Origin of the sequence: Enterobacter sp. RCC_40, assembly GCF_041360735.1 — a bacterium.
Lineage (GTDB): Bacteria > Pseudomonadota > Gammaproteobacteria > Enterobacterales > Enterobacteriaceae > Enterobacter > Enterobacter ludwigii.
The window spans coordinates 155836-177324 of the sequence record NZ_JBFUPR010000002.1 but is presented as its reverse complement, the minus strand read 5'-3'; the positions used below and the strand labels follow the sequence as shown (position 1 = coordinate 177324).

Sequence of the window (21489 nt, the reverse complement as noted above, 5' to 3'; positions counted from 1 at the left end):
AAGGCGATGAATTTACATGCTTTGACCACTTCCCCTGGCCGTTAGCGATGTTATGATGGCGGCAATTTTTCTCTGTAATGCTTACGATTCGTTGAGAACCTGAAAATGTTAAAAAAACTCTTCTTTCCGTTGGTAGCACTTTTTATGCTGGCAGGCTGCGCTACCCCGCCTACAACCATTGATGTCTCCCCTAAGATTACCCTGCCTCAGCAGGATCCTAGCCTGATGGGCGTAACCGTGAGCATTAACGGTGCCGATCAGCGTCAGGATCAAGCCCTGGCTAAAGTGACCCGCGACAACCAGCAGGTAACATTGACCGCCTCACGCGACCTGCGCTTCCTGCTGCAGGAAGTGCTCGAGAAACAGATGACTTCCCGCGGCTATATGATTGGCCCAAGCGGTGCGGTTGATCTGCAGATCATCGTGAACAACCTGTACGCTGACGTGTCCCAGGGTAACGTTCGCTACAACATCTCCACCAAAGCGGATATCGCCATCATCGCGACCGCGAAGAACGGTAACAAGATGACCAAAAACTACCGTGCGAGCTACTCTGTTGAAGGCGCGTTCCAGGCGTCCAACAAAAATATTGCTAACGCGGTTAACAGCGTGCTGACTGACACCATTTCCGATATGGCGCAGGACACCAGCATCCACGACTTCATCAAGCAAAACGCGCGTTAATCCCGCTTCCTGACCCGGTGTTTCACCGGGTCAGCTTTATATGAACATGTCGAGTCATTACTTACGCATTTTCCAGCAACCTAAATCAGCCATCCTGCTGATCCTTGGTTTCGCCTCCGGTTTACCTCTCGCCCTCACCTCCGGCACGCTGCAGGCCTGGATGACCGTCGAGAATATCGATCTCAAAACCATTGGTTTCTTCTCCCTCGTCGGCCAGGCTTACGTCTTTAAGTTCCTGTGGTCGCCGGTGATGGACCGTTATACCCCGCCGTTCCTGGGCCGTCGTCGCGGCTGGTTAGTGATGACCCAGGTCCTGTTGCTGATCGCAATCGCGGCGATGGGCTTTCTTGAACCCACGACGCAGCTTCGCTGGATGGCCGCCCTTGCGGTGGTAATCGCCTTCTGTTCTGCCTCGCAGGATATCGTTTTTGATGCCTGGAAGACGGACGTGTTGCCTGCAGAAGAGCGGGGAGCCGGCGCAGCCATTAGCGTGCTGGGCTATCGTCTGGGGATGCTGGTATCCGGTGGTCTGGCGCTGTGGGTGGCCGACCGTTATCTCGGCTGGCAGGGCATGTACTGGCTGATGGCCGCCCTGTTGATCCCCTGTATTATTGCCACCCTGCTCGCCCCCGAACCGAGCGATGTGATCCCGGTTCCACGTTCTCTGGAGCAGGCCGTTGCCGAACCTCTTCGCGACTTCTTTGGCCGCAACAACGCCTGGCTTATCCTGCTGTTAATCGTCCTTTATAAGCTCGGCGATGCCTTCGCGATGAGCCTGACCACCACCTTCCTTATTCGCGGGGTCGGGTTTGATGCCGGCGAAGTCGGCGTGGTGAACAAAACGCTCGGGTTGTTTGCGACTATTGTCGGAGCCCTTTACGGCGGCGTATTAATGCAGCGTCTGACGCTCTTTCGCGCACTGCTGATCTTCGGCATCCTGCAGGGGGCATCGAACGCCGGTTACTGGCTGCTGTCGGTGACGGATAAGCATATGATCAGCATGGGCGCCGCGGTGTTTTTTGAAAACCTGTGCGGCGGTATGGGGACAGCGGCGTTTGTTGCCCTGCTGATGACCCTGTGCAACAAATCGTTTTCCGCGACGCAGTTCGCTCTGCTCTCGGCGCTTTCCGCCGTTGGTCGCGTGTATGTCGGGCCGATTGCCGGCTGGTTTGTTGAAGCCCATGGCTGGCCAACGTTCTACCTCTTCTCCGTGGTAGCGGCAGTGCCTGGGCTCTTATTGTTACTGGTCTGTCGCCAGACGCTGGAATATACCCAGCGAACAGAACACTTTATGCCACGCACGGAATATCATCGCGCTTACCGTTTTGCGTTACGACTGTTAATGGCGGGTTGCTTTGCCCTGGTGCTGTGGCTTGTGGTGCTCATTATTAATGCCACCACCTCTCTGGCACTGCCTCTCGAAGCGCTTCTGCTGGATGTCGGCGCGCTGCTGGCGGTTGCCGGGATCCTGACTGGCGGGCTGCTCGATTTCATGGCGCTGCGTAAAACGCAGTTAACCTGAAGTAAAATCCGAAAGGTTATTTCCCGTTGTAATCACGAACCGAAATTATAACGGTGAAATAGCCGCCAGCCGCTAAAAAAAATATTTGTTGTTTTGTGCGGGATAGGATTCGGAAATTATTGGAGTCAATTGCAGAACGCTATTTTTCATTAAACGATTCAGCATCAGAGAGTTTGATTTTTCGTTTTTTAGTTGTCTTTTTATTGATAATTAATTGTTAATTTTTTGTTTATTTTTCACAATGGTTATACCAATTGCCCCTTTTAGGGTATGCTTGGGGGTCCTTTCGTTATAAAGCCCATGCCATGCGGCTTACGTCTTAAAAAGCGACATAATTTGCAACACTTGTGACATGTGCGGCAGAACCCGGTAACACCTTCCTGACACAGGTCTAATGATGTTTACAGTAATGTAACCTTCCCGTAAAATGCCCCCACACTTTAAACGCCACCAGACTCCCGTGGAATTGAGGTCGTTAAATGAGACTCAGGAAATACAATAAAAGTTTGGGATGGTTGTCATTATTCGCAGGCACTGTATTACTCAGTGGCTGCGATTCTGCACTACTTGACCCCAAAGGACAGATTGGACTGGAACAACGTTCACTGATATTGACGGCTTTTGGCCTGATGTTGATTGTGGTTATTCCAGCCATTTTGATGGCTGTTGGTTTCGCCTGGAAGTATCGTGCGAGCAATAAAGATGCGAAGTATAGCCCTAACTGGTCACACTCCAATAAAGTGGAAGCTGTGGTCTGGACGGTACCTATCCTGATCATCCTGTTCCTTGCCGTACTGACATGGAAAACCACTCACGCACTTGAGCCAAGCAAGCCGCTGGTTCACGATGAAAAACCGATTACCATTGAAGTGGTCTCCATGGACTGGAAATGGTTCTTCATCTATCCGGAACAGGGCATTGCCACCGTGAATGAAATCGCCTTCCCGGCGAACACTCCGGTTCAGTTCAAAGTGACCTCCAACTCCGTAATGAACTCCTTCTTCATCCCACGTCTGGGTAGCCAGATTTACGCGATGGCCGGTATGCAGACTAACCTGCACCTGATCGCGAATGAAGCAGGCACCTACGATGGTATCTCCGCCAGCTATAGCGGCCCGGGCTTCTCAGGTATGAAGTTCAAAGCTATCGCGACGCCAGACCGTGCCGCTTTCGACCAGTGGGTTGAAAAAGCGAAGCAGTCTCCAAACACCATGTCTGACATGGCGGCGTTCGAAAAAGTGGCAGCACCTAGCGAATATAACAAGGTGGAGTACTTCTCTAACGTGAAACCAGATTTGTTCAAAGACGTTATTGGCAAATTTATGGATCACGGCAAGAGCATGGACATGACCCAGCCTGAAGGTGAGCATAGCGCACACGAAGGTATGGAAGGCATGGACATGAGCCACGCGGAAACCGCTCACTAAGGGGCCGAGGAAGAAAATGTTCGGAAAATTGACACTGGATGCAGTGCCCTACCATGAACCCATTATCGTGGTTACGGTTGCTGCAATTATCATCGGTGGCGCAGCCTTACTGGCCTTGATCACTTACTTCGGTAAGTGGAGCTACCTGTGGAACGAGTGGCTGACTTCGGTTGACCACAAAAAACTGGGTATCATGTACTGCATCGTCGGTATCGTCATGTTAATTCGTGGCTTTGCGGATGCGATCATGATGCGTAGCCAGCAGGCACTCGCGTCTGCGGGTGAAGCCGGCTTCCTGCCGCCGCATCACTACGACCAGATCTTTACCGCCCACGGCGTTATCATGATCTTCTTCGTGGCGATGCCGCTGGTTATCGGTCTGATGAACGTTGTCGTTCCGCTGCAAATCGGCGCGCGCGACGTAGCGTTCCCGTTCCTGAACAACCTGAGCTTCTGGTTCACGGTTGTCGGCGTTATCCTGGTTAACCTGTCACTGGGTGTGGGCGAATTTGCTCAGACCGGCTGGCTGGCTTACCCGCCGCTTTCGGGAATTGAGTACAGTCCGGGCGTTGGCGTCGATTACTGGATTTGGGCACTTCAGCTCTCCGGTGTCGGTACAACCCTGACCGGTATCAACTTCTTCGTGACCATTATCAAGATGCGTGCCCCTGGCATGACCATGTTCAAGATGCCGGTATTTACCTGGGCATCTCTGTGCGCCAACATCCTGATTATTGCATCATTCCCAATTCTGACCGTCACCATCGCGCTGCTGACCCTGGACCGCTACCTGGGCACCCATTTCTTTACCAACGATATGGGTGGCAACATGATGATGTACATCAACCTGATTTGGGCCTGGGGTCACCCGGAAGTGTACATCCTGGTTCTGCCGGTCTTCGGTGTGTTCTCCGAAATCGCAGCAACCTTCTCGCGTAAACGTCTGTTTGGTTACACCTCTCTGGTGTGGGCAACCGTGTGTATTACCGTTCTGTCGTTCATCGTTTGGCTGCACCACTTCTTCACCATGGGTGCTGGCGCGAACGTAAACGCCTTCTTCGGTATTACAACCATGATTATCGCAATCCCTACCGGGGTTAAGATCTTCAACTGGCTGTTCACCATGTACCAGGGCCGTATCGTGTTCCACTCAGCAATGCTGTGGACTATCGGCTTCATCGTCACCTTCTCCGTGGGTGGGATGACCGGTGTACTGCTGGCGGTACCGGGTGCTGACTTCGTTCTGCACAACAGTCTGTTCCTGATTGCGCACTTCCATAACGTTATCATCGGTGGTGTGGTCTTCGGCTGCTTCGCTGGCGTAACCTACTGGTGGCCAAAAGCGTTCGGTTTCACCCTGAACGAAAAATGGGGTAAACGCGCATTCTGGTTCTGGATCATCGGCTTCTTCGTTGCATTTATGCCGCTGTACGTGCTGGGCTTCATGGGTATGACCCGTCGTCTGAGCCAGCAGATTGATCCACAGTTCCACCCAATGCTGATGGTTGCAGCGGGCGGTGCCGTGCTGATTGCTTGTGGTATCGCGTCTCAGCTGATTCAGTTCTACGTTTCTATTCGCGACCGCGATCAGAACCGTGACCTGACCGGTGACCCATGGGGTGGCCGTACGCTGGAGTGGGCAACCTCTTCTCCACCACCATTCTATAACTTCGCCATTGTGCCGCAGGTCCATGAACGCGACGCATTCTGGGAAATGAAAGAAAAAGGTGAAGCGTACAAGCAACCTGCTCATTACGAAGAGATCCACATGCCGAAAAACAGCGGTGCGGGCATTGTTATTGCCGCCTTCGCAACGGTATTTGGCTTCGCAATGATCTGGCACATCTGGTGGATGGCGATTGTTGGCTTCGCCGGCATCGTAATCAGCTGGATTGTGAAGAGCTTTGACGAGGACGTAGACTACTACGTACCAGTCCGTGAAGTCGAAAAACTGGAAAACCAGCATTTCGATGAGATTTCTAAAGCGGGGCTGAAAAATGGCAACTGATACTTTGGCGCACTCTACTGCCCACGCGCATGAACATGCGCACCACGATACAGGACCGACGAAAGTCTTCGGTTTCTGGATCTACCTGATGAGCGACTGCATTCTGTTCTGCTGTCTGTTCGCAACGTATGCCGTTCTGGTGAACGGCACTGCGGGCGGCCCGGCCGGCAAGGACATCTTTGAACTGCCGTTCGTTCTGGTAGAAACCGCGCTGCTGCTGTTCAGCTCCATCACCTACGGCATGGCGGCTATCGCCATGTACAAAAACAACAAGAGCCAGGTTGTCTCCTGGCTGGCGTTGACCTGGCTGTTTGGTGCTGGCTTTATCGGGATGGAAATCTATGAATTCCATCACCTGATTATGGAAGGCTTCGGGCCGGATCGTAGTGGCTTCCTGTCTGCGTTCTTCGCACTGGTCGGGACCCACGGTCTGCACGTAACGTCTGGTCTGATCTGGATGGCAGTACTGATGTTCCAGATCTCCCGTCGTGGCCTGACCAGCACTAACCGCACGCGTATCCTGTGCCTGAGCCTGTTCTGGCACTTCCTGGACGTTGTGTGGATCTGTGTGTTCTCTGTTGTATATCTGATGGGGGCGATGTAATGAGTCATTCAAACGATCATGGCGCTTCCCACGGTAGCGTAAAAACCTATATGACAGGTTTCATCCTGTCGATCATTCTGACGGTGATCCCGTTCTGGATGGTGATGAGCGGTTCTGCGTCTAAGCCGGTTATTCTGGGTGCAATCCTGGTAACCGCGGTGATTCAGATTCTGGTGCATCTGGTTTGCTTCCTGCACATGAACACCAAGTCCGATGAAGGCTGGAACATGACGGCTTTCATCTTTACCGTGATTATCATCGCTATCCTGGTAGTCGGTTCCATCTGGATTATGTGGAACCTTAACTACAACATGATGGTTCACTAAGAGCGGCGAGTATGTTTAAGCAATACCTGCAAGTCACGAAACCAGGCATCATCTTTGGCAACCTGATCTCCGTAATTGGGGGGTTCCTGCTGGCCTCTAAAGGCAGCATCGATTACACCCTCTTTATCGCTACGCTGGTCGGTGTGTCGCTGGTTGTTGCATCCGGTTGTGTATTTAACAACTACATCGACATGGATATCGACAAGAAGATGGAAAGGACTAAAAATCGGGTGCTGGTTAAAGGCCTGATCGCCCCTTCCGTCTCGCTGGTGTACGCCACCTTGCTGGGTATTGCTGGCTTTATGCTGCTGTGGTTTGGCGCTAATCCTCTGGCTTGTTGGCTGGGGGTGATGGGGTTCGTCGTCTATGTGGGCGTTTACAGCCTGTATATGAAACGCCACTCCGTCTACGGAACGCTGATTGGTTCTCTTTCCGGCGCTGCGCCGCCGGTGATTGGCTACTGCGCCGTCACGAACGAGTTCGACAGCGGTGCGCTGATCCTGCTGGCTATCTTTAGCCTGTGGCAGATGCCGCACTCCTATGCCATCGCGATTTTCCGCTTTAAGGATTATCAGGCAGCGAACATTCCGGTTCTGCCGGTCGTGAAGGGCATTTCCGTGGCTAAAAACCACATCACGCTGTACATCATCGCCTTTGCCGTGGCAACGCTGATGCTCTCTCTGGGCGGTTACGCCGGGTACAAATACCTGGCGGTAGCGGCTGCGGTGAGCGTCTGGTGGCTCGGCATGGCCCTGCGCGGCTACAAAGTGGAAGATGACAAGGTCTGGGCACGTAAGCTGTTCGTGTTCTCCATTGTCGCTATCACTTCGCTGTCGGTGATGATGTCTGTGGATTTCATGGTGCCTGATTCACACAACCTGCTGACTTACGTCTGGTAAGTCACACCAGGTGAATAAAAGGGTGCTTCGGCACCCTTTTTTATTCATCGAATCCATTAATAACGCATGTAATATTTGTTAAATAACCCTTTATTTACCCCGCCCCTTCCCCGCACTACACTATGGCCTGCTTTTGAATTGAGGTGGTAATGAACGATTATAAAATGACGCCAGGCGAATTGCGCGCGACCTGGGGTTTAGGGACTGTTTTCTCGCTACGGATGCTTGGCATGTTTATGGTCCTGCCTGTTCTGACCACGTACGGCATGGCGCTACAGGGTGCCAGCGAAGCGCTGATTGGCCTGGCGATTGGCATCTACGGTCTGGCTCAGGCGGTATTTCAGATCCCATTTGGCCTGCTCTCGGATCGGGTTGGTCGTAAACCGCTGATTGTCGGCGGCCTGCTTATTTTTGTGCTCGGCAGCGTGATAGCTGCCCTCTCCCACTCCATCTGGGGAATTATTCTTGGTCGCGCCCTGCAAGGCTCTGGCGCGATTGCCGCCGCCGTGATGGCGCTGCTGTCAGACTTAACGCGTGAGCAGAATCGCACCAAAGCGATGGCGTTTATCGGCGTGAGCTTTGGCGTCACTTTCGCGATTGCGATGGTGCTCGGGCCTATCATCACGCATAAACTCGGTCTGCATGCCCTGTTCTGGATGATTGCCGTGCTGGCGACCATCGGTATTGCGCTGACCCTTTGGGTGGTGCCGGACAGCAAAAACCACGTCCTTAACCGTGAATCCGGGATGGTGAAAGGCTGCTTCAGCAAAGTGCTGATGGAACCGCGCCTGCTTAAACTTAACTTCGGCATCATGTGTCTGCACATCCTGCTGATGTCGACCTTTGTCGCCCTGCCCGGTCAGCTTGCCGCCGCGGGCTTCCCTGCCGCGGAGCACTGGAAAATCTATCTGGTGACCATGCTGATTTCGTTCGTTTCGGTCGTGCCGTTCATCATCTACGCCGAAGTGAAACGCAAGATGAAGCGCGTCTTCATTGGCTGCGTGGCGGTGCTGCTGATTGCCGAGATTGTGCTCTGGGGGTCCGGCCCGCACTTCTGGGAACTGGTGGCCGGCGTGCAGCTCTTCTTCCTGGCCTTTAACCTGATGGAAGCTCTGCTGCCATCGCTAATTAGCAAGGAGTCCCCGGCCGGCTATAAAGGCACAGCAATGGGGATCTACTCCACCAGCCAGTTTATCGGCGTGGCTATCGGGGGCTCGCTCGGCGGCTGGGTGGACGGCCTGTTTGATTCGCAAACCGTGTTCCTCGCAGGCGCACTGCTGGCGATGGTCTGGCTGCTGGTCGCCAGCAGCATGAAAGAGCCGCGCTACGTCAGCAGTCTGCGGGTCGAAATTCCTGAGGATGTTGAGATTACCGACGCGCTAAAACAGCGTCTTGAAGCAACGGAGGGGGTAAGTGAAGTGCTTATTGCCCCACAAGAGCGCAGCGCTTACGTCAAAATAGACAGTAAAGTGACTAACCGCTTCGAAATCGAGCAGGCTCTCAAAGCCTGAAAAAATGCCCGGTAAAACCGGGCATTTTTGTCTTAATCGCGGAAGTTCTTGAACTGGAACGGCTGCCCCAGATCGCCGCCACGTACCAGCGCCATAACGGCCTGCAGGTCATCGCGGGATTTACCGGTCACACGAATTTCTTCACCCTGGATTTGCGCCTGAACCTTCAGCTTGCTGTCCTTGATGAGCTTAACGATCTTCTTCTGAACCGCGCTCTCAATACCCTGCTTCAGTTTGGCTTCGACAAACCAGTTTTTACCGCTATGCACAAACTCGTCTGGTACATCCAGTGAGGTGCCTTCAATGCCGCGTTTAAGCAGCTTGGCGCGCAGAATATCCAGCAGCTGGTTAACCTGGAAATCAGATTCGCTCAGGACCTTAATGGTCTTATTCGCATCGTTCAGCTCGAAAGTTGCCTCAACGCCACGAAAGTCGAAACGTGACTCAACTTCACGGCTTGCGTTTTCAACGCCGTTGCGGACTTCCTGGATATCAACTTCGGAAACAATATCGAAAGATGGCATCTTTTCTTCTCCCTTCATTTTTGTTGCGTTGCATAATACCCGCTACAAGGCAGATACCCCAAATAATTCGAGTTGCAGCTATCCCTGGCCGCTCACGTGAGGAAACACCGCACAGATGTCACAGGGTTTACTCAACAGAAGCTTAGCTGACGGCGCTATACTTAGGCCGTAACACCTGGCGCAGTTGCAGGTGAGGAGGAACAATGAAAATTACAGTGCTCGGATGCGGAGCCCTTGGACAGCTATGGCTGACCGCGCTTTGCAAGCACGGACATGAGGTACAGGGCTGGCTGCGCGTGCCCCAGCCCTATTGCAGTGTGAACCTGATTGACGAAGACGGAAGTATATTCAACGAATCACTCACCGCGAACGATCCGGATTTTCTGGCGCAAAGCGATCTGCTGCTGGTCACGCTCAAAGCATGGCAGGTATCAGATGCGGTAAAGACGCTGGCCGCGCAACTTCCCCCAGACTCCCCCATCCTGCTGCTGCATAACGGCATGGGAACCATTGATGAGCTGAAAAGCATCCCGCATCCCTTGTTGATGGCGACCACCACGCACGCTGCACGCCGCGATGGCAACATTATCGTGCATGTCGCCAGCGGCGTAACGCACATGGGCCCCGCCCGTACGCAGGATGGCGACTACAGCTATCTGGCGGATGTTCTGCAGAAGGTGCTGCCGGACGTGGCCTGGCATGACACTATCCGCCCGCAGCTGTGGCGCAAGCTGGCGGTTAACTGCGTGATCAATCCGCTGACGGCGCTGTGGAACTGCCCGAACGGGGAACTGAAAAATCATCCGCAGGAAATTGCCACCCTGTGCGCGGAGGTTGCCTCGGTTATCGAACGTGAAGGCCTGCATACCTCGGCGGAGGATTTACGCTATTATGTTGAGCAGGTAATTGAAAGTACTGCAGAAAACATCTCCTCGATGTTGCAGGACATTCGGGCATTACGCCACACAGAGATTGATTACATCACAGGCTATTTGCTTAAACGCGCCCGCGCCCACGGCATTGCCGTGCCGGAAAATGCCCGTCTGTATGACCTGGTTAAACGTAAGGAGAGTGAATATGAGCGCGTCAGCACTGATCTGCCTCGCCCCTGGTAGCGAAGAGACAGAAGCCGTCACCACCATTGATTTGATGGTGCGTGGCGGCATTAACGTGACCACCGCCAGCGTCGCCAGCGACGGTAATCTGACCATCACCTGTTCACGCGGCGTAAAAATCCTCGCCGATGCACCGCTTGTGCAGGTGGCCGACGGGGATTACGACATCATCGTACTGCCGGGCGGCCTGAAGGGCGCGGAGTATTTTCGCGACAGCCCCCTCCTGGTCGAAACTGTCAGGCAATTCCATCTGTCGGGGCGCATCGTTGCGGCAATTTGTGCCGCAGCCGGCACGGTTCTGGTGCCGCATAACATTTTCCCGATCGGGAATATGACCGGTTTCCCGGGACTGAAAGAGACCATTCCTGAAGAGCAATGGGTGGATAAACGTGTGGTCTGGGATCCGCGCGTCAATCTGCTCACCAGCCAGGGGCCGGGTACCGCGATCGATTTTGGACTGAAGATTATCGACCTGCTGGTCGGGCGTGAGAAAGCCTACGAGGTGGCGTCGTCGTTAGTGATGGCGGCGGGGATTTATAATTTTTACGAAGCGTAGCGTGTAAAGAAAGCCGGGTAAGCGAAGCCGCCACCCGGCAAACGGTTAAGGGCGATAGACCTTCACATTCGCAAAGCCCTGCTCGCGCAGATACAGCGCCTGCAAACGGCTCATCACCCCGCGCTCGCACCACAGCAGATACGTTTTGCTCTGGTCGAGATCGCCGAATTTGGTGCTCAGCTTGTAGAACGGCAGAGAAACCACGTCCACGCCTTCAACCTGCAGCGGTTTGTCATCCTGTTCATCAATGGAACGGATATCCAGAATCGCGTCGTTGGCACCGAAACCGCTGACGGTTTCAACTTCAACCACTTCCTGCTCGGTCTGCTGGGCAATCTCGCGGATATCGATGTTGGTCGCTTCCGCCACCACCTTCTCCAGAATGCCGAAATCGAAGTTCTCTTCTTCGGCTTCGATTTTCGCCTTTACCGCTTTGACGGTCGGGCTTTTTGAGATCACACCGCAGTATTCCGGCATGGTGCGGGCAAAATCTTCGGTACCGATTTTGCGCGCCAGATCGATGATGTGCTCTTTATCGTAGGAGATCAGCGGACGCAGGATCAGGGTATCCGATACGTTGTCGATAAGACGCAGGTTGGTCAGGGTCTGGCTGGAGACCTGGCCCAGCGCTTCACCGGTGACCAGCGCCTGCACGCCGTAGCGCTCTGCCACTTTGGACGCTGCACGCACCATCATGCGTTTCAGCACCACGCCCATCTGACCGTCGTCCACTTTTTCAAGGATTTCGCCGACCACTGGCTCAAAGTTGATCGCCACAAAACGCACACGGTGGGAGCTGCCGAAGCGGTTCCACAAATAATGCGCGACCTGACGCACGCCGATTTCATGCGCCGCACCGCCCAGGTTAAAGAAGCAATAGTGTACGCGACAGCCGCGGCGCATCAGCATATAGCTGGAAACACCGGAGTCGAAACCGCCGGAGATCAGCGACAGGACATCTTCCTGCGTGCCGATTGGGAAACCGCCGATACCTTCATAACGGCCTTTCACCAGCAGCAGGCGATCGTTTTCGATCTCCAGGTTAACGGTCACGTCCGGGTTAGTCAGGCGCACGCGCGCGCTCTCAACGTGCTGATTGAGGCCGCCACCCACATAGCGCTCCACTTCAATGGAGCTAAACTCATGCTTACCACGACGCTTCACGCGCACGCAGAAGGTTTTGCCTTCAATCTGATCGCGGTACTGCACCAGCGCTTTTTCAAAAATGTCATGCAGGGAGGTGTAAGGAACGTCTTCCACTTCCAGAATATGGTGAATGCCCGGAATACGGGTCAGCGCGTCGCGAATATCCTGACGTTTGTTTTCATCTTTCGCGCGAACCTCAACGTGGTCCCAGTGACGCACCACGGCGAGCGTTTCGTCGTAGTGTTTTAATACGTTACGAATGTTCCCGGTGAGAATTTTAATAAAGCGCAAACGCACAGATTGGCTTTTGATGGTGATTTCAGGGAACAATTTAATGATAAACTTCATGGCGGCAATGTTTCTTAGGCAAGCTTAAGGCTTGTAATGGAAAATGAAATATACACAAAATCATTCAGGTGGCATCAACGCGGCGAGTCACAGCCCCCCGCAAGCTTACGCGAGTAAGTAACGGAAAGGCGCAAACGTAGCCCAAACAGAGACAACCTGAAGGATGACGTGTATAGCAGCCCACACCCGTGGCTGCATCCAGGCGCGCAAGTATATCATCTTCACGCCGCTCCTGTGCACATTGCGCGTTATTTGATAATTGCCCCGAGTCCGTTACCATGTCGGGGCTGAGAATATAAGAGTCAATTCACTATGCCGAAGAAGAACGACGCACCGGCCAGTTTTGAAACTGCGCTGAGTGAGCTGGAGCAGATTGTCACCCGCCTTGAGAGCGGCGATTTACCGCTGGAAGAGGCGCTCAATGAATTCGAGCGCGGCGTGCAGCTGGCGCGCCAGGGGCAGGTCAAACTGCAGCAGGCCGAGCAGCGCGTGCAGATCCTGCTGTCCGACAGCGAAGACGCTAAAACTACGCCATTCACACCGGACGCCGAGTAAATGGATTTCGCCAACGAGCTTCAGGCATGCGTCGCGCGTGCCAACGATGCACTGCGCCGTTTTATTGAGCCACAGCCTTTTCAGAACACTCCACTGGTTGAAGCCATGCACTATGGCGCACTCTTGGGTGGAAAGCGCCTGCGTCCGTTTCTGGTCTACGCCACGGGCAACATGTTTGGTATCAGCGCTAACACGCTGGATGCCCCGGCAGCCGCCGTTGAGTGCATCCATGCCTACTCGCTGATCCATGATGATTTGCCGGCCATGGACGACGACGATCTGCGTCGTGGCCAGCCTACCTGCCACATCAAGTTTGGCGAAGCGAATGCCATTCTGGCGGGGGATGCCCTGCAAACCCTGGCGTTCTCGATTCTGAGCGATGCGCCGATGGCCGAAGTGGCCGACCGTGACCGTCTGTCGATGATCTCTGAACTGGCAATGGCCAGCGGCGTCGCCGGTATGTGTGGCGGTCAGGCACTGGATCTGGAAGCGGAAGGACGTCAGGTTAATCTGGAACAGCTGGAGCGTATTCATCGCCATAAAACGGGCGCATTGATTCGTGCAGCCGTTCGTCTGGGCGCCCTGAGCGCGGGTGAACAGGGGCGCAAAGCCCTGCCGATACTGGACAGATACGCAGAAAGTATCGGTCTGGCATTCCAGGTTCAGGATGACATTCTGGATGTGGTGGGCGATACTGCAACATTGGGTAAACGTCAGGGTGCGGATCAGCAGCTTGGCAAAAGTACCTACCCCGCCCTGCTGGGTCTTGAGCAAGCCCAACGTAAAGCCCGGGATCTGATAGAGGATGCCCGCCAGTCGCTGAATCAACTGGCCGCGCAATCACTGGATACTTCGGCACTGGAAGCGCTAGCGGACTATATAATCCAGCGTGATAAATAAACACACTATCTCGATGAGCCTTTGATGAGTTTTGATATTGCCAAATACCCGACACTGGCGTTAGTTGACTCCACCCAGGAGTTACGCCTGTTGCCGAAAGAGAGCCTGCCGAAGCTGTGCGATGAGCTGCGTCGCTACCTGCTCGACAGCGTAAGCCGCTCCAGCGGCCATTTCGCCTCCGGGCTTGGCACGGTAGAGCTGACCGTGGCGCTGCACTATGTCTATAACACGCCGTTCGATCAGCTCATCTGGGATGTCGGCCACCAGGCCTATCCGCATAAAATTCTGACCGGACGTCGCGATAAAATTGGCACCATTCGTCAGAAAGGCGGCCTGCATCCGTTCCCATGGCGTGGCGAGAGCGAGTACGACGTATTAAGCGTCGGACACTCCTCCACCTCAATCTCTGCGGGTATCGGTATTGCGGTGGCAGCCGAAAAAGAGAATAAACAGCGTCGTACCGTCTGCGTCATTGGCGATGGGGCGATCACTGCCGGTATGGCCTTTGAGGCCATGAACCACGCGGGCGATATCAAGCCAGACATGCTGGTTATCCTTAATGATAACGAAATGTCGATTTCCGAAAACGTGGGCGCGCTGAACAACCATCTGGCGCAGTTGCTCTCCGGCAAGCTTTACTCCTCACTGCGTGAAGGCGGAAAAAAAGTCTTCTCCGGCGTACCACCAATCAAAGAACTGCTTAAACGCACCGAAGAACACATCAAAGGCATGGTCGTGCCGGGTACGCTGTTTGAAGAGCTGGGCTTTAATTATATTGGTCCGGTGGACGGGCATGACGTTCTGGGGCTTGTCACCACGCTGAAAAACATGCGTGACCTGAAAGGCCCGCAGTTCCTGCATATCATGACCAAAAAAGGCCGTGGATACGAACCGGCGGAAAAAGATCCCATCACCTTCCACGCGGTACCGAAATTCGACCCGAGCAGCGGTTGCCTGCCCAAAAGCAGCGGCGGCATGCCGAGCTATTCAAAAATCTTTGGCGACTGGCTGTGTGAAACCGCCGCTAAAGACAATAAGCTCATGGCGATCACCCCGGCCATGCGTGAAGGTTCTGGCATGGTGGAGTTCTCCAAAAAATACCCGGACCAGTATTTTGACGTTGCCATTGCCGAGCAGCACGCGGTGACCTTTGCGGCAGGCCTGGCGATTGGCGGTTATAACCCGGTTGTCGCCATTTATTCCACCTTCCTGCAACGCGCCTACGACCAGGTGATCCATGACGTTGCCATCCAGAAGCTGCCGGTCCTGTTTGCTATTGACCGCGCAGGCATTGTGGGTGCTGACGGCCAGACGCACCAGGGGGCATTTGACCTGTCGTTCCTGCGCTGCGTCCCGGATATGGTCATCATGACGCCAAGCGATGAGAACGAATGTCGTCAGATGCTGTTTACCGGCTACCACTATCAGGATGGCCCTAGTGCGGTGCGCTACCCGCGCGGCAATGCCGTCGGCGTTGAACTGCAGCCGCTGGAAAAACTGCCGATAGGTAAAGGTCTGGTGAAGCGTCGCGGTGAGAAAGTGGCGATCCTGAACTTTGGTACGCTGATGCCGGAGGCCGCGAAAGTGGCTGAAACGCTGAATGCGACCCTCGTGGATATGCGCTTTGTGAAACCGCTCGACGAGGCCCTGATCCTGAGCATGGCGGAATCTCATGACGTGCTGGTCACGCTGGAAGAAAACGCCATCATGGGCGGTGCGGGCAGCGGCGTAAACGAAGTGCTGATGGCTAACCGTAAAGCCGTGCCGGTACTGAACCTTGGTCTGCCGGATCATTTCATTCCGCAAGGTACGCAGGACGAAGCCCGTGCGGCGATTGGCCTGGATGCGTCCGGCATTGAGTCGAAAATCCGTTCCTGGCTTGCCTGATCCCTCCCCTTTTCCGCTCCTGCTATGCTTAAACGTATTGTTTAAAAAAGCAGGAGCGGAACCATGCAATACACGACATTAGGAAAAACAGACCTTCAGGTTTCCCGACTTTGCCTGGGATGCATGACCTTTGGCGAGCCAGACCGGGGAAATCACGCCTGGACGCTGCCGGAAGAGAGCAGCCGCCTTATCATCAAACGCGCACTCGACGGCGGGATTAACTTTTTTGATACTGCCAACAGTTACTCCGACGGCAGCAGCGAAGAGATTGTCGGCCGCGCCCTGCGCGATTTTGCCCGCCGTGACGATGTGGTCGTCGCCACCAAGGTATATCACCAGGTGGGTGATTTGCCTGAAGGCCTTTCCCGTGCGCAAATCCTGCGATCCATTGATGACAGCCTCCGGCGCCTGAATATGGATTATGTCGACCTGCTGCAGATCCACCGCTGGGATTACAACACGCCGATTGAAGAGACGCTGGAAGCCCTTAACGATGTAGTTAAGGCCGGGAAGGCGCGTTACATCGGCGCATCGTCTATGCACGCTTCGCAGTTTGCCTCAGCGCTTGATCTTCAGGCGCAGCACGGCTGGGCACGGTTTGTCACCATGCAGGATCACTACAACCTTATCTATCGCGAAGAAGAGCGCGAGATGCTGCCGCTCTGCTATCAGGAAGGTGTAGCGGTGATCCCATGGAGTCCCCTGGCGCGCGGACGCCTCACCCGACCTTGGGGAGAGACCACTGCCCGCTCGGTGTCGGATGCATTCGGTAAAACCTTGTACGAAGGTACGGAAGCCAGCGATGCGTTGATCGCCGAACGTTTAGCGGGGATTGCCGATGATACCGGTGCCACGCGTGCGCAGGTAGCGCTGGCGTGGTTGCTGAGCAAACGCGGAGTCGCGGCACCGATTATCGGTACATCGCGGGAAGAACAGCTGGACGAGTTGTTGAGTGCCGTTGATTTAACGCTGACGCCTGAGCAAGTCGCCGAGCTGGAAACGCCGTACCAGCAGCATCCGGTGGTAGGGTTTAAGTAAGCCCTCGCCCTGCACCTCTCCCAAAAGGAGAGAGAACAAAACCCATCGGCCGGGTAAGCGCAACGCTACCCAGCAGACGAATCACGCAAAGTGGTCGTAACCCTTCCAGTCAAGCGTAACCGGCGCGCCATCACGCACAAATTTCAGCCCTTCGCTTTCCGGCATAATCTGTCCGATACAGGTAAACTTCGCCCCAAGGTGAGCTAGCGCCACGTCCAGCGTTCCCCGGTTCAGCTCCGGTACGGTAAAGCACAGCTCATAATCTTCGCCGCCGGAGAGCGCCCAGCGCAGAGCCTGCTCGGGTTCCACATGGCGAAGCAATGGCTCTGACAGCGGGAACAGATCCAGATCTACGCGCGCGCCCACACCGCTGGCCTTCAGAATATGGCCGAGATCGGAGATAAGCCCGTCAGAGAGATCGATAGCCGAGCTTGCCCGCTCGCGCAGCGCCTGGCCGTGCAAAATACGCGGCGTTGGGCGCAGATGGCGTTTCACCAGATATGCCGCATCGTCGGCATCCTTGACGCGTAAGCGGTCCTGGAGGATTGCCAGCCCTGCGGCGCTGTCGCCCGGCGTGCCGGTTACGTAGATCCAGTCGCCCGGCTTTGCGCCCGAGCGTTTCAGCGCCCGTCCCAGCGGGACATAGCCGTGGATCGCAAGCGTCATCGACAGCGGCCCGGCAGTGGTGTCACCGCCAATCAGCTGCATATCGTAGTAGTTGAGCTGATCAAACAGCGCATCGCTAAAGGCTTCAAGCCAGTCTTCGTCCACCTCGGGCAGCGTCAACGCCAGCGTCAGCCACGCGGGATCGGCGCCCATGGCCGCTAAATCGCTTACGTTGACCGCCAGCGCTTTATACGCCAGATCGGCGGGATCGATATCAGGTAAAAAATGACGTCCGCACACTAAGGTGTCGGTGCTGATTGCCAGCGTCTGTTTTTCGGGAATATTGAGAAGTGCGCAGTCATCGCCAATGCCGGTTTCAACATCAAGACGAGAGGTTCTGACACGGTCGAAATAACGGGCAATCAGGGAGAATTCGCCGCATGCCATACGTTATGCCTCAGCAAATTAAATAAAAAAACCGGAGCCGCACTGCCCGGCAGGCAATGCAAAACTCCGGTTTGCGGATCACTTTTTGTGGGGACGGATCGCAGGTGCGGCTTTATCCAGCACGCCGTTTACAAATTTATGGCTGTCTTCAGCGCCGAAGGTTTTCGCCAGTTCGATCGCTTCGTTGATGGCCACTTTGTACGGCACATCATCACGTTTAGACAACTCAAACAGCGCGATACGCAACACTGCTTTCTCTACCTGACCCAGCTCTTCGAGCAGACGGGACAGATATGGCTTCATCAGACCATCGAGATACGCGCTATTAGTCGCCACTCCCGACAGCAGTTCACGGAAGTACAGAACGTCAACGTCTTTCACGTCCTGTTCTGACAGGAACTGGTATTCAACATCAGCGATGTCGTTCTGGGACAACTGCCAGGAGTAAAGTGCCTGGACGGCACATTCACGGGCGCGGCGACGAGCAGCAGGTTTCACGGAATTCCCCTTACAAAAAAATCAGGCCTTAATGGCTTTCAACACATTGATCATTTCAAGCGCGGTCAGTGCAGCTTCTGCACCTTTGTTACCGGCTTTGGTACCAGCGCGCTCAATGGCTTGTTCAATACTTTCGGTAGTCAGCACGCCAAACGCGACAGGAATTTCTGCATCCTGCGCAACGTGTGCCAGACCATTGCTTGCACCGCCTGCAACGTATTCGAAGTGTGCAGTGCCGCCACGAATAACGGTACCCAGCGCAATCACCGCGTCGTATTTACCGGTTTTCGCCAGCGCGCCCGCTGCCAGTGGCAGTTCATAAGCACCTGGAACCCAAACAACGATAATGTTGTCATCTTTAACCTGGCCGATACGTTTCAGGGCGTCAATGGCACCTTCCAGCAGGCTGTCGTTGATGAAGTTGTTGAAACGCGCAATGGTGATGGCGACGCGAGCGTCCGGGGTAGCTACAGCAGCTTCAATAATGTTCATACTCTTCCTTTACGGGTTCATTTGGCCCCGCAGGGGGGCGGATTTTATCATAATACTTTGCGCACTGCTTCCCTATTTCAGGAGCAATTACGCTGGCGTTAAATGGAGGCAGACATCCGGACCCACCGGACGAATCTCGCTAAATTTGAGTTGTGGTGCATCGCCAAGTTTTTCAAGACCCGGCAGCACAAACAGACCACGCGCATCGGTACCCAACAGTTTAGGTGCTACGTAGACAATCAGCTCATCCACCAGCCCGGCCTGCAGCAGCGCGCCGGCCAGCGTCGGCCCCGCTTCTACCCAGATACTGTTCACCTGTTGCTTACCAAGCAGCATCATCAGCACCACTAAGTCGAGGTGCCCGTTATGCTCTGGCACCATGATGCTGCGTACGCCTTGCGGCCATTCACGCGCATCGTCCTGCGTGCGTGCAATCCAGGTTTCGCCCGGCTGTTGCACGATGCGGTGCGCAGGCGTGATGCGATTCTGGCTATCGATGACAATACGCAGCGGCTGACGCAGGTTTTCCTGCGGGTAGCACGCCTGGGTATCGGCATTCAGTTCATCCCAGCGCACGGTCATGGCAGGATTATCAGCCAGAACCGTTTCACTGCTGGTGAGGATAGCATGGCTTTGCGCGCGCAGACGTTGCACATCGCGCCTTGCCTGCGCAGAGGTGATCCACTGGCTCTCGCCGTTCGCCATCGCCGTACGACCATCCAGTGAGGCCCCAAGCTTAAGCTGAATGTACGGGAACCCGGTGCGCATGCGCTTCAGGAAGCCTTTGTTGATCGCCTCAGCATCCTGCATCATCAGGCCGTGACTGACGTCAATCCCTTCCTGCTGCAGTCGATACAGGCCGCGTCCGGCAACCTGCGGATTGGGATCCTGCATCGCCGCGACAACGCGCGCGACACCCGCTGCAATCAGTGCTTCGCAGCACGGCGGGGTACGGCCATGGTGGCTGCAGGGTTCCAGCGTCACGTAGGCCGTTGCACCGCGCGCCTTTTCGCCGGCCATGCGCAGGGCATGAACTTCGGCATGGGGCTCACCGGCGCGGTAGTGAAACCCTTCGCCCACGATCTCGCCATCGTTGACAATGACGCACCCGACGTTAGGGTTGGGATGGGTGGTAAAACGACCGCGCTGCGCCAGCTTCATGGCTCGCGCCATGTAAATCTCATCCTGCATGAGCTTAATCCTGTAAGCGGGCGATCTCTTCGCCAAACTCTTTGATATCTTCGAAACTGCGGTACACAGAGGCGAAGCGGATATAGGCGACCTTATCGAGCTTTTTCAGTTGCTCCATCACCAGGTTGCCAATCATTTTGCTTGGCACCTCGCGCTCACCCAAACCACGAAGGTAAGATTTTATGTGGTTTAACGCCATTTCGACGTCATCTGCACTGACAGGCCGTTTTTCCAGCGCCTTGAGCATCCCGCTGCGCAGTTTCTCTTCGTTAAACGGCTCACGCACGTCGTTACTTTTTACCACGCGCGGCATTACCAGCTCTGCAACCTCAAAGGTCGTGAAACGCTCGTTGCACACCAGACATTGCCGGCGGCGGCGTACGGAAGACCCTTCGCCCACAAGGCGAGAGTCGATAACTTTGGTATCCACAGCGGAGCAGAATGGGCAATGCATACGGTATCCCTGTTATGTGGTTAACTGATTTTCATTTTACCCTGATCTGGCCTGACAACAAAGGAAGAGCTTTTTGAGACAAAGGATCTATGCCTGTTGATGCGATGCTGGCTACCATTACGGAGATCCGTTATTTCAAGGAAATAAACGCAATGACAAGACGTTACCTGAAAATATTGCTGGTGGGGAGTCTGTTTACCCTTAGCGCCTGTGCACAGCAAACCGAAGTCCGTCAAATGAAACAAAGCGTGAATACGCTCAATACCGCGATGGACAAACTGAACAAAGAAACCGTGAAGATCACCCAGCAAAACGCGCTGAATGCCAAATCCAGCAGCGGGGTTTATCTGCTGCCCGGGTCAAACACCCCGGCGCGCCTCAACAGCCAGATTGGCACGCTGAAAATGTCGCTGGTTAACGTGGCGGCCAATGCGGATGGTACTCGCGCAACATTACGCATTCAGGGGGAATCCAACGATCCTCTGCCAGCCTTTAGCGGCACCGTCGAGTGGGGGCAGATTCAGGGCACCACCGAGAACTATCAGGAAGTGAACGTGAAGAGCCAGCTATTCACCGCTCCCGCCAGCGTGCTGGCCCCGAGCGATGTTGACATTCCGATCCAGCTGAACGGACTTACGCCGGATCAGTTAGGTTTCATCCGCATTCACGATATCCAGCCCGCCGCGCAGTAATCCCCTTTCAGCGGAGTGCAATGTCACTCCGCTAACATTTACAATCCGCAAAGATTGGC

The 21489-nt window shown here is 54.7% G+C and carries 22 protein-coding genes; 15 read left to right on the top strand and 7 right to left on the bottom strand.

Annotated features, from left to right (window positions below):
* The first annotated feature begins 105 nt into the window (after window positions 1–105).
* The 8 genes from AB6731_RS08880 (at window position 106) to AB6731_RS08845 (ending at window position 8981) form a co-directional block, all read left to right on the top strand.
* A complete protein-coding gene (locus AB6731_RS08880; protein WP_014168866.1) occupies window positions 106–684 on the top strand; it encodes a lipoprotein in 579 nt (192 codons plus the stop codon).
* Between the two features lie 46 nt (window positions 685–730).
* Window positions 731–2206 (top strand): muropeptide MFS transporter AmpG, encoded by a 1476-nt coding sequence (gene ampG / locus AB6731_RS08875; protein WP_214580824.1) that lies wholly within the window; start codon window positions 731–733, stop codon window positions 2204–2206.
* A gap of 479 nt (window positions 2207–2685) precedes the next feature.
* Window positions 2686–3633: a cytochrome o ubiquinol oxidase subunit II gene (gene cyoA, locus AB6731_RS08870; protein ID WP_008503322.1), complete on the top strand. Its 948-nt coding sequence runs from the start codon at window positions 2686–2688 to the stop codon at window positions 3631–3633.
* Window positions 3634–3649: 16 nt separating this feature from the next.
* Window positions 3650–5641, top strand: coding sequence for a cytochrome o ubiquinol oxidase subunit I (cyoB, locus tag AB6731_RS08865; RefSeq protein WP_014168864.1), 1992 nt, complete (start codon window positions 3650–3652; stop codon window positions 5639–5641).
* Window positions 5631–6245 carry a cytochrome o ubiquinol oxidase subunit III gene (locus AB6731_RS08860; protein WP_014168863.1) on the top strand — a complete coding sequence of 205 codons (615 nt, stop codon included), beginning with the start codon at window positions 5631–5633 and terminating at the stop codon, window positions 6243–6245. The genes cyoB and AB6731_RS08860 overlap by 11 nt, the downstream gene beginning before the upstream one ends.
* Window positions 6245–6571 carry a cytochrome o ubiquinol oxidase subunit IV gene (locus AB6731_RS08855; protein WP_006176899.1) on the top strand — a complete coding sequence of 109 codons (327 nt, stop codon included), beginning with the start codon at window positions 6245–6247 and terminating at the stop codon, window positions 6569–6571. Before AB6731_RS08860 ends, AB6731_RS08855 begins: the two co-directional genes overlap by 1 nt.
* A gap of 11 nt (window positions 6572–6582) precedes the next feature.
* Complete coding sequence (cyoE, locus tag AB6731_RS08850; RefSeq protein ID WP_014168862.1) at window positions 6583–7470, top strand: heme o synthase; 888 nt, start codon at window positions 6583–6585, stop codon at window positions 7468–7470.
* A gap of 149 nt (window positions 7471–7619) precedes the next feature.
* The gene (locus tag AB6731_RS08845) at window positions 7620–8981 is read left to right on the top strand and encodes an MFS transporter (protein ID WP_214580823.1); all 1362 of its coding nucleotides are present in this window, start codon (window positions 7620–7622) and stop codon (window positions 8979–8981) included.
* Between the two features lie 32 nt (window positions 8982–9013).
* Here the strand turns inward: AB6731_RS08845 and AB6731_RS08840 are convergent, their stop codons facing one another.
* Window positions 9014–9505: a YajQ family cyclic di-GMP-binding protein gene (locus tag AB6731_RS08840; RefSeq protein ID WP_020885215.1), complete on the bottom strand. Its 492-nt coding sequence runs from the start codon at window positions 9503–9505 to the stop codon at window positions 9014–9016.
* A gap of 203 nt (window positions 9506–9708) precedes the next feature.
* Here AB6731_RS08840 and panE point away from each other — a divergent pair, with 203 nt between their 5' ends.
* Complete coding sequence (gene panE / locus AB6731_RS08835) at window positions 9709–10620, top strand: 2-dehydropantoate 2-reductase (RefSeq protein WP_014168859.1); 912 nt, start codon at window positions 9709–9711, stop codon at window positions 10618–10620.
* A complete protein-coding gene (yajL, locus tag AB6731_RS08830) occupies window positions 10583–11176 on the top strand; it encodes a protein deglycase YajL (RefSeq protein ID WP_020885217.1) in 594 nt (197 codons plus the stop codon). Before panE ends, yajL begins: the two co-directional genes overlap by 38 nt.
* Before the next feature lie 45 nt (window positions 11177–11221).
* Here yajL and thiI read toward each other — a convergent pair whose 3' ends face one another.
* The gene (gene thiI / locus AB6731_RS08825; protein ID WP_014168857.1) at window positions 11222–12670 is read right to left on the bottom strand and encodes a tRNA uracil 4-sulfurtransferase ThiI; all 1449 of its coding nucleotides are present in this window, start codon (window positions 12668–12670) and stop codon (window positions 11222–11224) included.
* Window positions 12671–12982: 312 nt separating this feature from the next.
* On the opposite strand from thiI, the gene xseB reads away from it, so the two are divergent.
* The 4 genes from xseB to AB6731_RS08805 all read left to right on the top strand — a co-directional run bounded on the left by xseB (window position 12983) and on the right by AB6731_RS08805 (window position 17050).
* The gene (gene xseB, locus AB6731_RS08820) at window positions 12983–13225 is read left to right on the top strand and encodes an exodeoxyribonuclease VII small subunit (RefSeq protein WP_008503331.1); all 243 of its coding nucleotides are present in this window, start codon (window positions 12983–12985) and stop codon (window positions 13223–13225) included.
* Window positions 13226–14125: a (2E,6E)-farnesyl diphosphate synthase gene (gene ispA / locus AB6731_RS08815; RefSeq protein WP_014168855.1), complete on the top strand. Its 900-nt coding sequence runs from the start codon at window positions 13226–13228 to the stop codon at window positions 14123–14125.
* A gap of 24 nt (window positions 14126–14149) precedes the next feature.
* Complete coding sequence (gene dxs, locus AB6731_RS08810) at window positions 14150–16012, top strand: 1-deoxy-D-xylulose-5-phosphate synthase (RefSeq protein ID WP_025204969.1); 1863 nt, start codon at window positions 14150–14152, stop codon at window positions 16010–16012.
* Window positions 16013–16075: 63 nt separating this feature from the next.
* Entirely contained in the window at window positions 16076–17050 is a 975-nt protein-coding gene (locus AB6731_RS08805) for an aldo/keto reductase (RefSeq protein WP_014168853.1), read from the top strand.
* 81 nt (window positions 17051–17131) lie between these two features.
* Here AB6731_RS08805 and thiL read toward each other — a convergent pair whose 3' ends face one another.
* The 5 genes from thiL to nrdR all read right to left on the bottom strand — a co-directional run bounded on the left by thiL (window position 17132) and on the right by nrdR (window position 20738).
* On the bottom strand, window positions 17132–18103 hold the full coding sequence (gene thiL / locus AB6731_RS08800; RefSeq protein ID WP_020885221.1) for a thiamine-phosphate kinase: 972 nt from the start codon (window positions 18101–18103) through the stop codon (window positions 17132–17134).
* A 78-nt stretch (window positions 18104–18181) separates the two neighbouring features.
* The gene (nusB, locus tag AB6731_RS08795) at window positions 18182–18601 is read right to left on the bottom strand and encodes a transcription antitermination factor NusB (protein WP_006809908.1); all 420 of its coding nucleotides are present in this window, start codon (window positions 18599–18601) and stop codon (window positions 18182–18184) included.
* A gap of 21 nt (window positions 18602–18622) precedes the next feature.
* Window positions 18623–19093: a 6,7-dimethyl-8-ribityllumazine synthase gene (gene ribE / locus AB6731_RS08790; RefSeq protein ID WP_371006201.1), complete on the bottom strand. Its 471-nt coding sequence runs from the start codon at window positions 19091–19093 to the stop codon at window positions 18623–18625.
* A gap of 87 nt (window positions 19094–19180) precedes the next feature.
* Window positions 19181–20284, bottom strand: a complete 1104-nt coding sequence (ribD, locus tag AB6731_RS08785; RefSeq protein WP_063435362.1) for a bifunctional diaminohydroxyphosphoribosylaminopyrimidine deaminase/5-amino-6-(5-phosphoribosylamino)uracil reductase RibD — start codon at window positions 20282–20284, stop codon at window positions 19181–19183.
* Window positions 20285–20288: 4 nt separating this feature from the next.
* On the bottom strand, window positions 20289–20738 hold the full coding sequence (nrdR, locus tag AB6731_RS08780) for a transcriptional regulator NrdR (RefSeq protein WP_008503337.1): 450 nt from the start codon (window positions 20736–20738) through the stop codon (window positions 20289–20291).
* A gap of 152 nt (window positions 20739–20890) precedes the next feature.
* Here nrdR and AB6731_RS08775 point away from each other — a divergent pair, with 152 nt between their 5' ends.
* Window positions 20891–21430: a DUF3251 domain-containing protein gene (locus AB6731_RS08775; protein WP_025204974.1), complete on the top strand. Its 540-nt coding sequence runs from the start codon at window positions 20891–20893 to the stop codon at window positions 21428–21430.
* The last annotated feature ends 59 nt before the right edge of the window (window positions 21431–21489 follow it).